The 12,525-nt window shown below is 72.7% G+C and carries 11 protein-coding genes; 4 read left to right on the top strand and 7 right to left on the bottom strand.

Annotation, left to right across the window (positions count from 1 at the left end; translation table 11 throughout):
- Positions 1-5: 5 nt before the first annotated feature.
- Positions 6-1,397, top strand: a complete 1,392-nt coding sequence (locus VHW64_RS13760) for an FAD-dependent oxidoreductase (protein ID WP_329651136.1) — start codon at positions 6-8, stop codon at positions 1,395-1,397.
- Here the strand turns inward: VHW64_RS13760 and VHW64_RS13755 are convergent.
- Complete coding sequence (locus tag VHW64_RS13755) at positions 1,394-2,401, bottom strand: hypothetical protein (RefSeq protein WP_329651135.1); 1,008 nt, start codon at positions 2,399-2,401, stop codon at positions 1,394-1,396. The genes VHW64_RS13760 and VHW64_RS13755 overlap by 4 nt on opposite strands.
- 66 nt (positions 2,402-2,467) lie before the next feature.
- Between VHW64_RS13755 and VHW64_RS13750 the strand changes: the two genes are divergently transcribed.
- Together VHW64_RS13750 and VHW64_RS13745 are read left to right on the top strand one after the other, a co-directional pair.
- Positions 2,468-2,899 carry a hypothetical protein gene (locus tag VHW64_RS13750; RefSeq protein ID WP_329651134.1) on the top strand — a complete coding sequence of 144 codons (432 nt, stop codon included), beginning with the start codon at positions 2,468-2,470 and terminating at the stop codon, positions 2,897-2,899.
- A 21-nt stretch (positions 2,900-2,920) separates the two neighbouring features.
- Positions 2,921-4,177: a hypothetical protein gene (locus VHW64_RS13745; protein ID WP_329651133.1), complete on the top strand. Its 1,257-nt coding sequence runs from the start codon at positions 2,921-2,923 to the stop codon at positions 4,175-4,177.
- 6 nt (positions 4,178-4,183) lie between these two features.
- Here VHW64_RS13745 and VHW64_RS13740 read toward each other — a convergent pair whose 3' ends face one another.
- Complete coding sequence (locus tag VHW64_RS13740; RefSeq protein ID WP_329651132.1) at positions 4,184-5,866, bottom strand: formate--tetrahydrofolate ligase; 1,683 nt, start codon at positions 5,864-5,866, stop codon at positions 4,184-4,186.
- Between the two features lie 158 nt (positions 5,867-6,024).
- Here VHW64_RS13740 and VHW64_RS13735 point away from each other — a divergent pair, with 158 nt between their 5' ends.
- On the top strand, positions 6,025-6,774 hold the full coding sequence (locus VHW64_RS13735) for an AfsR/SARP family transcriptional regulator (RefSeq protein WP_329651131.1): 750 nt from the start codon (positions 6,025-6,027) through the stop codon (positions 6,772-6,774).
- Between the two features lie 36 nt (positions 6,775-6,810).
- Here VHW64_RS13735 and VHW64_RS13730 read toward each other — a convergent pair whose 3' ends face one another.
- The 5 genes from VHW64_RS13730 to VHW64_RS13710 are packed head-to-tail and all read right to left on the bottom strand — an operon-like array spanning position 6,811 to position 12,525.
- Positions 6,811-7,962: a hypothetical protein gene (locus VHW64_RS13730; RefSeq protein ID WP_329651130.1), complete on the bottom strand. Its 1,152-nt coding sequence runs from the start codon at positions 7,960-7,962 to the stop codon at positions 6,811-6,813.
- 19 nt (positions 7,963-7,981) lie between these two features.
- A complete protein-coding gene (locus VHW64_RS13725; protein WP_329651129.1) occupies positions 7,982-10,186 on the bottom strand; it encodes a hypothetical protein in 2,205 nt (734 codons plus the stop codon).
- Positions 10,183-11,646, bottom strand: coding sequence for a hypothetical protein (locus tag VHW64_RS13720; protein ID WP_329651128.1), 1,464 nt, complete (start codon positions 11,644-11,646; stop codon positions 10,183-10,185). Before VHW64_RS13720 ends, VHW64_RS13725 begins: the two co-directional genes overlap by 4 nt.
- Positions 11,643-12,152 (bottom strand): hypothetical protein, encoded by a 510-nt coding sequence (locus VHW64_RS13715; protein ID WP_329651127.1) that lies wholly within the window; start codon positions 12,150-12,152, stop codon positions 11,643-11,645. The genes VHW64_RS13720 and VHW64_RS13715 overlap by 4 nt, the downstream gene beginning before the upstream one ends.
- A 10-nt stretch (positions 12,153-12,162) precedes the next feature.
- Positions 12,163-12,525, bottom strand: coding sequence for a hypothetical protein (locus tag VHW64_RS13710; RefSeq protein ID WP_329651126.1), 363 nt, complete (start codon positions 12,523-12,525; stop codon positions 12,163-12,165).

Below are 12,525 nucleotides of genomic sequence, written 5' to 3'. Positions count from 1 at the left end.
CGGGCATGGCGGCCACCTTGCATCCCGCGGTCGCCGACGCCGCGACCACGCCCTACTGGCTCGACAGCGCCGATCGGCCCGCCCCGCGGCCGCCGCTGGAGGCCGACGGCTCGACCGACCTCTGTGTCGTGGGCGGTGGCTACACGGGTCTGTGGACCGCCGTGCGGGCCAAGGAGCGCGACCCGTCCCGCGACGTCGTGCTGCTGGAGGGCGGCCGGATCGGCTGGGCCGCCTCCGGGCGCAACGGCGGCTTCTGCGCGGCGTCCCTCACCCACGGCCACGCCAACGGCGTCGAACGCTGGCCCGACGAGATCGACACCTTGGAGCGCCTCGGCCGCGACAACCTCGACGCCATCGAGGCGACGCTCTCCCGCTACGCCGTCGACTGCGACTTCGTGAGGTCGGGTGCGATCACCGTCGCCACGGAGCCGCACCAGGTGGACTGGCTGCACCAGCTGGTCGCCGACAACCCCGAGGCGACGTTCCTCGACCGTGACTCCATGCTCGCCGAGGTGAGCTCGCCGACGTTCTTGGCGGGGGCCTTCGAGCCGCACGACAACGCGCTGGTGGATCCGGCGCGGCTCGCCTGGGGGCTCGCGGCGGCCGCCGAGTCGCTCGGCGTGCGCGTGCACGAGGGCACCCGGGTCTCGGGCGTGACCACCGCGGGAGCGGGCGTGGAGGTGCGCACGGAGCACGGGTACGCCGTGCGCGCGGGGCGGGTGGCCCTCGGCACCAACGCGTTCCCCTCGCTGGTGCGCCGGATCCGGCTGCACACCGTGCCCGTCTACGACTACGCCTTGATGACCGAGCCGCTCTCGCCCGACCAGCTCGAGGGGATCGGCTGGCGGGGGAGGCAGGGCCTCGACGACATGACCAACCAGTTCCACTACTTCCGGATGACCGCAGACCACCGCATCCTGTGGGGCGGGTACGACGCGGTCTACCACTTCGGGCGGCACCTCCGGCGGTCCTACGACCAGCGGCCCGAGACCTTCGACCTGCTGGCGCGGCAGTTCTTCACGACGTTCCCCCAGCTGGCGGGCCTGCGGTTCTCCCACCGCTGGGGCGGGGCGATCGACACCTGCACCCGCTTCTGCGCGTTCTTCGGAACGGCGTACGCCGGCCGCGCGGCGTACGCGCTGGGATACACCGGTCTCGGTGTCGGCGCGACGCGCTTCGGCGCGGACGTGATGCTCGATCTGCTCGACGGGGTCGACTCCGAGCGCACCCGCCTGGAGATGGTGCGGAGGAAGCCGTTGCCCTTCCCGCCGGAGCCGTTCGCCTGGACGGGCATCGAGCTGACACGTCGCTCGCTCGCGGCCGCCGACCGACGTCAGGGTCGGCGCAACCTGTGGCTGCGGACCCTCGACAGGGCGGGCCTGGGCTTCGACTCCTAGGTCGGGCCCGAGGTGCCCGGGCGCATGCCGGGCAGCCCGTGCGGTGTGACCCAGACCAGCCCGCCGACGACCCTGCGGCCGACCGAACGGGCGCTGTTCAGCGACGCCGAGTTGGCCGGGTCGATCGTGCCCCACAGCACGTCCCCGTCCTGGTCCGGCAGCGCGTCGACGAGGCGCTGGAGGACGGCCGGGGCACGCCGACGGCCCCGGTGGGCCGGGTCCAGGCAGACCTCCTGCACCGAGAATCCGCGCATCCCGTGGGCGTCGTAGCGCAGCCCCGCGACCACTCCCGCCGACTCGCCCTCGGCCAGCACCTCGAAGAGCAGACCCTCGTCGGCGCAGGCGGCCAGCGACTCGGCGTCCTCGGGCTGCGCCCACCTGGCCAGGGCCGGCTCACCGGCGCCGAGCTCGGCGTAGATCTCGGCGACGCGTCGTGCCAGCCGTTCCGGCTCGCCCGCCCGCAGCCTCACGTCCGGGTACGCCGCGGCCCGAGGCTGCGCGCGCAGCCGGACGACGGTCTCGGCGACGACGAGCATGTCGACCGCGCAGCCGGCGCCGAAGCGTGGGTCGACTCCCAGCTCCTCGACCAGGGCGAGGGGGTCGGGGGCGTCCACGCGAAGGCTGAGAGGCGCGAACTCGTCGTAGGCGGGCAGCACGCTCCCGACCAGGGCCGCCAGTCCGTCCGGCGTCGCCGACGCGGTCGTGGCGATGACGTCGACGAAGGGCCGGGACACGTCCCGGTTGCGGTACCGGATGCCGGTCAGCACCCACCCGCCGTCGCCGAGCACGAGGCGGCGGTTGGCCCAGGCGAGGGGGTCTGCCGGGCCCTTTCCGACGTCGTCGCGGAACCCCTCACCGAAGCCGATGTCGCCGAGGCGCTCGGCCTCGGTCCGCATCGGAGCGCGCCACTGCCGGCGAAGCGCGTCGTGGGAGTACCACGCTGCGATGGCCGGCGAGGTCCACGGCACCCTCGCCCCGGCCAGGTCGTCGAGCAGCTCGGTCATCACCCGCAACGTACCCGCCCCGGTCGCTGCCGGTGCGTCGCTGCCCGATCTGGGTACGGCGTGGTCATGAGCGAGCGCGTGTCTTCGGGGCACCAGGTGCCCGACGGGGTCGACCAGGCCACGGTCGATGCCGTAGGCAGGCTGACCAAGGCGCTGGAGGTCACCGAGTGGGCGCGCGGGCACCTCTACGCGTTCCACCAGCTGACCGGCGAGGGAAACCGGCACGTCGAGGAGGCCATCCCCCTGCTCCGCGAGGCCGGGCACGGGTCATGGGCCGACCGTCTCGAGCGCGAGCTGTTCGGCCGCAACGTCCTGGACGGCCGGTGGACGTTCCAGATCGTCGAGGAGTACGACGACGGCTACTGGTCGCTGTTCCGTCAGCTCGAGGCGGCCGTGCGCGAGGATCTCATGGCGGGGCGCCGACATCTGCGCGAGGCCGGCATGAAGGAGAGCCAGCGCACCCACGGCGCCGACGGCCATACCGCGGAGCCGCGCTGACCGACCACTAGGCTGCCGACGGTGGCCAGGTCGTCCGTCGCGTTCGCAGCAGGTGTCGGCGGGCTGGCCGGCGCCTGCCTCGTGGCCGGCCGCGGGGCAAGGACGGCGCTCGGCGCCGCGGCGGTCGGTGCGATCGGGCTGGGGGCGTCCGAGGCGGTGGCGAGGTCTCGTCAGCAGGACGGCGAGATCCCGGCGCTCTGGCAGCGGATCGCGGTGAGCACCGCGCTGGCCGCCCCGGTGGGCTGGCTCGCGGAGCGGGGGTTCGGCGTCGGCCCGCGCGTCGTGGGTACGGCGACCGGTGCCGTCGCCGGCGCCCTCGGGGTACGCCCGCAGAAGGTCGCGATGGGTCCGCTCGTCGGGCTCGCCGTGGCTCGGGCACTGAGGTCGCGCCAGGCGACGGGCGCGGCCGTCGCGAGTGCGACCGTGCTGACCTACCGGAGCCTGTCGGCCGTCCTCTTCCCAGACGCCCAGGTGAGCCTGCTCGCCGAGCGGGTCCCGGCCGCCGACCTGCCGTTCGTCGTGCCGCGTCCCGCCCGGTCGTCGTACGTCGGGACGCAGTACGTCCGAGAGCTTGCCGAGGAGCTCGGCGGGGTGCACACGGCCGACGCCGCAGACACCGGGATCGTGGGCTCGCTGGACGCCCTGGCCGGTCCCGACTTCGACCCGGCCGAGGTCGACGCCCAGGTACGGGAGTTCTACGAGCACACCACGAGGTTCGCCCTCGACATCGTGCCGCAGTGGCGCGCGTGGGTGAGGCCCGGCTACCTGCTCTACCGCACGCTCGTCGCGCGCCCGCTCGGCCAGGCGAGCCTGCCGATGAACCAGCGCGAGGCCCAGCGTGGGATCCGCAGCCGCATCGACACGATCAGCGACGCCGACGGCGCGGTCGCGGTCCGGGGCTGGATCCGGTCCTTCGCCGACGACGACGAGCCGATCATGCTCGGCATCTACACCACCTACGCCCACGCGGGGCAGGGCTACGTCAGCGTCGGCTTCCCGGTACCCGAGGGCAGCTTCACCGCCACCTTGAGGCCGCAGGCCCGGCCCGACCGTGGCCTGACCCTGTCCAGCCGCGTCCACGACGGGCAGGCCGGGCACTACCTCAGCTACGTCGACACCGCGGCGGACGAGCTCACCGCGCTGGCGGTGCGTGGCTTCGAGGAGCAGCTCGACGTCTACCTCGACGACGGGATGCTGCGCGCCGAGCACGCCTTCTGGGTGTTCGGCTTCGCGTTCCTCACCCTGCACTACCGGATAGCCCGCAAGCCGACCCGGTGACCTGCCTCACGAGAGGCCGGAGATGGTCCCGTCGTCGGCGAGGTCGATCCGGGCCGAGGCCGGGTCGCGCGGCAGCCCGGGCATCGTCATGACGTCGCCGCAGACCAGGACCACGAACCCGGCGCCGGCGGCCAGCCGCACCTCGCGCACGTGCAGCTCGTGCCCGCTGGGTGCGCCGAGCGCCTTCGGGTCGGTCGAGAAGGAGTACTGCGTCTTGGCCACGCACACCGGCAGTCCGCCGTACCCGTCGCGCTCGATGCGCTGCAGCCGACGCCTCGCGCGCGGGTCCCAGGTCACCTTGTCGGCCTCGTAGACGCGCGAGGCCAGGGTCTCGACCTTCTCGGTGATCGACTGCTCGTCGTCGTAGGTGAAGGAGAAGGAGTACGGCGAGGGCTCGTCGAGCAGCGCCAGCACGCCTCGGGCGAGGTCCTGCGCGCCCGCCCCGCCGTCGCTGAAGTGGGTCGCCGGGAAGGCCTGGACGCCTTCGGCGGCGACCAGCTCGACCACCTTGGCGACCTCGGCGTCGGTGTCGGTGGGGAAGCGGTTGATCGCGACCACGCAGTTCACGCCGTACACCTCGCGGATGTTTCGCAGGTGTCTGCGCAGGTTGGTGGTCACCCCCTTCTCGACCGCCCCGAGGTCCTCCTTCGACAGGTCGCCGAGCGCGACCCCGCCGTGGTACTTGAGGGCTCGGACGGTCGCGACGACGACCGCGAGGTCGGGGCGGAGGCCGGACTTGCGGCACTTGATGTCGACGAACTTCTCCGCGCCGAGGTCGGCCCCGAACCCCGACTCCGTCACCACGATGTCGGCCAGCCGCAGCCCGGTGCGGGTGGCCATCACGGAGTTGCATCCGTGTGCGATGTTGGCGAACGGTCCGCCGTGCACGAACGCCGGCGCACCCTCGATGGTCTGGACCAGGTTGGGTGCCAGCGCGTCGCGCAGCAGCACGGCCATGGCGCCGTCGGCGCCCAGCTCGCGGGCCGTGACCGGCTTCTGGGTGCGCGACCAGCCGATCACGATGTCGCCGAGTCGCTGCTTCAGGTCGGCCAGCGACTCGGTCAGGCAGAAGATCGCCATCAGCTCGGAGGCCACGACGATGTCGAAGCCGCTCTCGCGCGGGTAGCCGTTCGCCGGTCCGCCGAGCGCGATGACGATGTCGCGCAGGGAGCGGTCGTTCATGTCGAGCACGCGCTTCCACGTGATCGAGCGGACGTCGATGTCCAGCTCGTTCCCGTGGTGGATGTGGTTGTCGACCAGGGCCGACAGCAGGTTGTGGGCAGCCGCGATGGCCGCGAAGTCGCCGGTGAAGTGCAGGTTGATGTCGGTCATCGGCACGACCTGGCTGTATCCGCCTCCGGCTGCCCCGCCCTTCATCCCGAACACCGGGCCCATCGACGGCTCGCGCAGGCAGGCCATCACCTTGTGCCCGAGCCCGTGCAGGGCATCGGTGAGACCGACCGTCGTGGTGGTCTTGCCCTCACCCGCGGGAGTCGGCGACATCGCGGTCACCAGGACCAGCCGCCCGAGCGGACGGTCGGCCAACGACGCGATGTAGCCGAGGTCGACCTTCGCCTTGTCGTGCCCGTAGGGCACGAGGTGCTGCTCGTCGATGCCCAGGTTGTCCGACGCCACCTCACGGATGGGGCGCACTGTCGCGGCGGTCGCGATCTCGATGTCCGAAAGCACAGTTGTGGTCCTCCCTCGTCAAACCTCGGTGCACGCTAGCCGAGGAAGCCGCGTCGCGACACCTACTGCGGTCTCGGCGTGTATCACGACCGGCCCCGCGTCTTCCTTCATGGCAGAGGCACTCGCAACCTTGTCTCGTGAGGGAGGAGGCGAGGACCATGGCTGCACTGTCCGTCATCGACGTGCAGGTCGCCGAGCGGCCGACCCCGGCATGGCGGCTGTCGCTGCTGGGCCGCCTCGAGCTGTGTCGGGACGGCAGGCCCGTCGTGGTGTCGATCAGCGCGCAGCGGCTGCTCGCGTTCGTGTCGCTGCACGGCTCCTCGACGCGTGGCCTGATCGCGGGCAGCCTGTGGCCCGCGGTGGGGGAGAAGCACGCGCACGGAAGCCTGCGCTCGGCCCTCTGGCGGGTGGGGAGGTCCTACCCCGGGCTCCTGTCGCTGTCGGGCGACGTCGTCGGGCTCGGCGACCCGGTCCTGGTCGACGTCCACCACCTGCGGCGGCGGCTCCGCGCGATCTTCGACGACTCACAGGTCGACGAGCCACTGGCCGGCTCGGTGCTCGACCGCGAGCTGCTCCCCGGCTGGTACGACGACTGGGTCCTGTTCGAGCGCGAGCGGCTGCGTCAGCTGCGCCTCCACGCCCTGGAGACCATGGCGACCCGGCTCGCGGACGACGGTCGCTACGCCAGCGCCATCGAGGCCGCGCTGGCCGCGGTGGAGGCCGACCCCTTGCGCGAGAGCGCCCACCGAGCGGTGGTCTACGTGCACGTCGTGGAGGGCAACATGACCGAGGCGCTGCGTCAGTACCGTCGCTGCCGCACGATCTACCGTCGCGAGCTCGGCGTCGAGCCATCGCCCCTGATCACCTCCCTGCTCCCGCGGTTCCTGCTGGAGGCCGCGACGGGTTGAGAGGCCTACCGCCCGCTGGGCGGTCGGCCGGTCTGGTCACCGAGTCGTCTGGAGTCCGGCGATCATCGAGGCCCGCGTGGCGAGCTCCTGGGCCTGGACCGGGTCGATCGTGACGCCCTGCTGTCCGAGCCGCTGCACCAGCTGTGTCGGCGTCTGACCAGCCACGTCCGCGATCGTCGTCAACCCGGCGCGCGACAGCCCGGAGCCCAGCACCGACCCGAGCACGGGGGAGGTGGCGACCGAGGTGGCGAGCAGGGCCGCCGTCGTCGTCGCGATCGGCATCCCCTCGCTGGTGACCCCGGTCAACGCGGACACGGCATCGACACCCCCCACGGTGCTCTTGATGACCGCCTGCTCCTGGGTGTTGACCGCATCGGTCAGTGTCGCCATGTCCTGGTACGTGGCGTCGTCGGGCAGCAGCGCGAGCGCGTTGGCGACGGTGCGCCCGTCGCCGAGGTCCTGCTGGCCGTAGGTGGCGATGAGGTCCTTGACCGACGTGCCGGCTGCCAGGGCCTGGGTGAACTCCTGGCTCTGACCGGCGAACCGGACCAGCAGACCGCCGGTCGCGAGCCGTTGGGTCACCGTGTCCTGGAGCCCGACCGTGTCGACGCCGGGCAGGACCATGACGTTCTGGGCCGTCTTCCACATCGTCACCTTGCTGCCGTCGAGCTCGCGCACGCCGAGGAACTGCGGCGCGTTCTCGAGGCCGACGTTGAACGGCGGCGTGTTGAGCCCCGGGTTGTTCCCGTGGTTGGTCGCGACGTCGGTGTCGAGGCGGTTGAGCTCGGCGGCGACGTCCTGGAGGGCCTGCACCAGCTGCCCCCTCAGGGTCGACAGGCACTGGAAGAGGTTGGCGGTGTCGGTGTGCAACGCGTCGATGTCGCGCGCGAGGGCGTTGAAACGCCAGTTGAAGCCCTTGTCGTCGGCGCTCTCGCCGGCCTGGACGACGCTCTCGCCGTCGATCCAGTCCTGGTGGCTGAAGGTGCGCGCGAAGGTCGGCGCACAGGGGGCAGGGTCGGTGGTCGGCAGCGGGTGGGAGAACACGAAGTGCCGTGGGGCCTGGTTGAGGTTGATCGCGACCAGGTTGTTGACGAGCTTGGCCGCGTCGTACTTGTTGACACCGGTGGTGACGATCTGATCCACGAGAGTCGCGGGATCCACGCCGGCCAGGTCGGTCCAGGTTGTCATGGTGCTCTCCTCTGGTCCGTCAGCGGAACGGACGGTAGCGGTGGTAGGTGCGGGCGGCGGACGGCGCGAGCGGGGTCGGGGTGCCGGACCCGTCGACGTCGACGTGTCGGCGTCGGATCGCCCAGGTGTCGGCGCGCACGCCGAGCGGGGTGACCAGCTCGACGATGTTCATCAGGTGCTCGTACTGCCGCAGCGTCAGCAGCGAGCCGTCCGGGAGCGTGGGCGTCCACTGGTAGGGGTCGTTGCCGCCGGTGCGTACGTAGGCCGTGCACACCGCGATGCCGAGCCCGCGCCCACCGTCGACGACCGTGACCTTGGGCCCCCGGCCGAGGTCCAGGGTGGCCGGGTCCCCGGCGAGGCCCCGGACGTGCCAGCGGTAGGCGACCGTGTGCTGGGAGGCCAGGTTGTTGCCGGCCACCGGGAGGTCGACGACACCCAGGGCGAGAGCCAGGGTGTCCGACGCGGTGAGCAGGGGCAGCGCGCTGCTGACGCCCGCCGCTGCCAGCTCGCCCAGCAGCTCGGCGAGGCGACTCGGGTCGCCGGTCACCGTTGCCGTCTCGCCGCCGAGGTCGGCGACGACGTACTGCCGTGGGTCGATGGCGCCGATCCGCGCCCGGAGGTCCGCGACGTCGAGCACCTCGGGCAGGTCGAGGCTGCGCAGCGCGGCCAAAAGCGCCGCGTCGTCGGCGCTGGGCTTGACCCCGGCCAGCAGCGTCGCCGCGTCCCCGACGGTCGTCAGCGCGAGCGGGCTCGCCGCCAGCGCCGTCACGACGGCCTGGAGCGGCTCCTCGTGGTCGCTGTCGGTGGCCGAGTCCAGCCGTGCGGCCAGCTGGAGCGGCGTGGCGGAGTCCGGGTCCGGGGTGAGGTCGACGACCAGGCTGCCGGTGGTCAGGGCGCTGACGAAGACCGTCCCGTCGGAGAGGGCGTGAGCCGTGCGCATCCCCGCGGCCCGCAACAGCCAGGCCCCGATCGGGTCGTCGGCCACGGGCCGGGCGACGAGCGCGGGGTCCTGCGCGCCCTGGGCCTGGTCGACGGCCTTGGCCAGCTCGGCGGCCACCGGCACGGCCAGCTGCGCGCCGTGCCCGAGCTCGTAGCGCGAGCCGCCGTCGTTGCGCTGCCCGGTGAGCACCTGGGTGAAGGGCTTGGCACCGAGCCGGTCCTGGAGTGCCAGCAGCCGCTCCAGGGCGAGAGCCAGCGGTAGCGCGACGGGCTCGCCGGCAGGTGCCGCCAGGGTGGTCAGCGCGGCCCTCGCGCCGGTGATCGACTGGGTCGTCGCGGGCGGAAGCATCCGGGCGCCGTGGACGTCGTCACCCGGCTGCCCGCTGCGCCAGACCAGATGGGTCCGCCGGACGGCGTCGAGGAGCATGGCCCGGCCCTCGCCGCGACCGGGCGCCAGCACGCGGAACGCGACGTAGAGAGGGTTCGCGGTCTCGTCGGCGGTGACCCGCTCGTCGAAGCCCACGTCGGACATCCAGCCGGGCCGGTCCAGGCCGGAGTCGGTGAAGCCGTTGACCTGCGCGTCGACCCAGGTCGGCGTCAGCAGCCGGGGTGTGCGCAGGACCCGCAGGCGAGGGCGGTAGGACTCGTCGGTCTCGCGGCCGCCGGGCAGGGGAGAGGTGTCCAGCTGGCCGGTACCGGCGTCCCACGTGAGCATGTCGCCCAGACGCGGGGCGCCGAGGTCGTCGCCGTAGCGGTCGAGCACCGAGTCGCGGGCGAAGCGCAGCCGGCGCATGCTGCGCAGCTCCTGGGCCTGGCGCCGGAGCCGTGGCTTCTCCGAGGTCGCGACCGCCATCACGCGTCCGAGCAGGCCCTGCACGAGGTCGAGCGCGACGGTGCCGCTCACGTCGGCCGCGGCGAGGTCGGCGCGAGTGCCGTCGGGGGCGACCCGGGTCACCGCGACCTTGCCCGAGAAGGCCGCAGCGGTGCCGCTGGCATCGCAGGCCGGCGCGTGGAGGGGCACCTGGCTCCCCGCCTCGCTCCACGTCGCGAACACCGCGACGTACGGCGTGCCGTCGATCGTCACCGTGACCTCGAGGCGGTCCTCCTCGCAGCTCGCGAGCAGGCGGACGAGCAGCAGGGGCCACTGGGTCGGCGCACCGGTGTCGAACGACGCGTCCGACGGCCACGGGAGTGCCTGCGGAGCGAGCGAGGTCGCCAGGGGTGCGATGGTCTCGTCCGCCATGGCCGTCAGCGACGCGGCCCCCGGGCCGGCCACGATGGTCATCGGAGCACCAGCAGCTCGGGACGGTCCACCAACACCGCGATCTGGTCGCCGGACAGGTGCAGGCTCTCGTCGCGACCCAGCACCTGGGGGGAGACGTCGAGCAGCATCGAGGTGCCGATGCGGTCCAGGAGCCGCGGGTAGCGCACGAGCCGCAGGTGCACGACGTCGCTGATCCCGGGCTCGCTCATGAGCGCGTGCAGGACCGCGGAGGTCCGCACCGGCTCGCCCATGGCGAGGGAGTCGACGACCTGGTGCAGCCGCGCGGCGAGGCGCTCCTTGACCGCCAGGGCGGCCGGTGAGGCGTTCACGATGTCGGAGGTGCCCGGTGGCAGGACCAACCCGCGGGTGATGACGTCGGCCTGCACCGCGACGTAGACCTGGTCCGCCTCCACGACCTCGGGGAAGACCCCCACCGGGCGCACGTCGCGGATGGCGGACTCGACGCTGTCTTGGAGACCTCCGGGTCCCGACCAGACGGCCGACTCCGTCGGGGCGACCAGGACGGTCACGAAGTAGGGGTTGGCCAGGTCGCGCTCCGCGGCGAACAGCCGTTCCACGAAGTCGAAGTCGGAGAAGATCGACTGGGAGAGGTCGAGCCCGCCCCAGCCGTCGCGCACCGTCACCTGGCGCACCCCTGGGACCAGCGACACGGTGGTGGTCAGCGCCTCGACGCTCCCTGGTCCGCGCGGCGCCCGGAGCAGGAGGTCGCGATAGTCGGCGTCGGACCACTGGACCTCCCCGCCGGCCAGCGGCTCGGTGTGCTGGATGCGCACCAGGCCGGTGCCGGACGCCGACGCCTGGGCGGGGAAGCCCGCCTCGACGTCGATCGAGACCATCGCCGACAGCTTCGCGTCCGCCGGCTCCCATCGGTCGATCGTCTGCGGATGGTTGCCCGAGCCGTCGTCGTGAGCAGGGTCGAGGTTGCCGATCGGGCCGGGGTCGAAGCTCACCACGGGAGCCGGCAGGCTGGTGACCGCCGCCGACAAGGTGACCTGCGAGGCGAGCGCCACCCGGTGTCCGCCGGCCGTCGTCAGGCGGCTGCCCCGCGGGAGGACCAGGACCGGCGTGGCCGGCGGCAGCGCCCCCGCGAGCGTGATCGTCACCGTGCCCTGGGCGCAGGCGAAGGGCCGGTCCAGGCCGAGCTCCTGGCCCAGCGCCGACAGGGCCGGCCCGCGGGCCGAGCCGACGAAGCAGTCGTCGTACGCCGAGCCCAGGGCCGCCCAGGTGCGGGCATCCTCGAGGCTGGTCAGCTCCAGGATCTTGCGCAGGACGCTGCCGCTGGAGAGGTCGATGTCCGGGTCCACGAGCCGCTGCGCCAGGGCGATCTTCTCGGCGAGCAGGCGCGCGAACGGCTTGGGCACGAACCCGCTGGCCGTCACGCCGAAGGAGTCGCTCGAGGTGCTGCGGCCCACGTCGGCGGCGATGGCCAGCACATCGGTGAGGTCGAGGCTGTCAGTCATGTCTGGTCTCCTTGGGTCTCGACCGAGCCCCAGTCGCCGCCCGTCGCGAGGCCCTCGCTGATCACGGACTGGGAGTCGCCGGTGACGGTCTCGAAGGCCACCTGCACGGCCAGGGCTCGGTTGCCGGGCGGAGTCGCCATCGGGTTGTCGACCTGGAGGTCCACGATCCGGCGCACCCGGGGGTCTGCGGCGATGCACTCGGCGACCGCGCTCCGCACGCCCTCGCGGGCCAGCACCGGCGAGGTCTGCTCGGTGAGGGCGCCGAGGCCGAGGAAGCCGAAGCCCTGGTTGAAGACGTCGCTGCCGCGCAGCGTCGTCAGGCTCATCGCGAGGTCCTGGCACAGGTTGTCGATGCCGGCCACGACGGCCAGGTCGACGCCCCCGGGTGTTGCCACGAGAGACACGTCGCGGGCCACGTCCTTGGCCGAGACGAGGTCGGCGCCGAGCCCGACGCCGAGGAGCCGGCGGCGGCGCAGGTCGGTGTCGCCAGCAGGGTCGGAAGTCATCGGTCCCTCCTCATGACGCGCTGAGCCTTCCCTGACCGGCCTGGACGGTGACCGAGGGCGCGGGTGGCGGGGGCGGGTTGTCGGTGCCTGCCTGGAGGTTGTCCAGCAGCACCGGTTGCTGGCCGACGGTGAGCTTGGCGGCAGTGCCCTGGGCGATCGGGGCGGCCTTCGTGCAGGACTTCGTCGCGCCGCTGACCTGGAAGGCGCAGGGCTTCCAGGAGTACGTCGCCACATCGCCGTACACCAGCACCGCCGCCTGGTTGACGGTCAGCTTGGCCGTGCTCGTCAGGATCGCCGAGCCGTTCGCCGGCGGAGGGGCCAGGGCCGGGTGACCGCAGGTCAGCGAGCCGTTCATCGTGACGACGGAGGCCAT

The sequence above is a fragment of the Nocardioides sp. genome (genome assembly GCF_036267815.1).
GTDB lineage: Bacteria > Actinomycetota > Actinomycetes > Propionibacteriales > Nocardioidaceae > Nocardioides.
The sequence above is the reverse complement of the archived record's forward strand: the minus strand, read 5'-3'. Positions and strand labels throughout refer to the sequence as shown.

Excerpts from the sequence above, each read along its gene's own strand:
- VHW64_RS13730 (WP_329651130.1), bottom strand. The coding sequence starts at position 7,962 with ATGACAACCTGGACCGACCTGGCCGGCGTGGATCCCGCGACTCTCGTG.
- VHW64_RS13750 (WP_329651134.1), top strand. The coding sequence starts at position 2,468 with ATGAGCGAGCGCGTGTCTTCGGGGCACCAGGTGCCCGACGGGGTCGAC.
- VHW64_RS13715 (WP_329651127.1), bottom strand. The coding sequence starts at position 12,152 with ATGACTTCCGACCCTGCTGGCGACACCGACCTGCGCCGCCGCCGGCTC.
- VHW64_RS13710 (WP_329651126.1), bottom strand. The coding sequence starts at position 12,525 with ATGGCCTCCGTCGTCACGATGAACGGCTCGCTGACCTGCGGTCACCCG.
- VHW64_RS13725 (WP_329651129.1), bottom strand. The coding sequence starts at position 10,186 with ATGACCATCGTGGCCGGCCCGGGGGCCGCGTCGCTGACGGCCATGGCG.
- VHW64_RS13760 (WP_329651136.1), top strand. The coding sequence starts at position 6 with ATGGCGGCCACCTTGCATCCCGCGGTCGCCGACGCCGCGACCACGCCC.
- VHW64_RS13735 (WP_329651131.1), top strand. The coding sequence starts at position 6,025 with ATGGCTGCACTGTCCGTCATCGACGTGCAGGTCGCCGAGCGGCCGACC.
- VHW64_RS13755 (WP_329651135.1), bottom strand. The coding sequence starts at position 2,401 with ATGACCGAGCTGCTCGACGACCTGGCCGGGGCGAGGGTGCCGTGGACC.
- VHW64_RS13720 (WP_329651128.1), bottom strand. The coding sequence starts at position 11,646 with ATGACTGACAGCCTCGACCTCACCGATGTGCTGGCCATCGCCGCCGAC.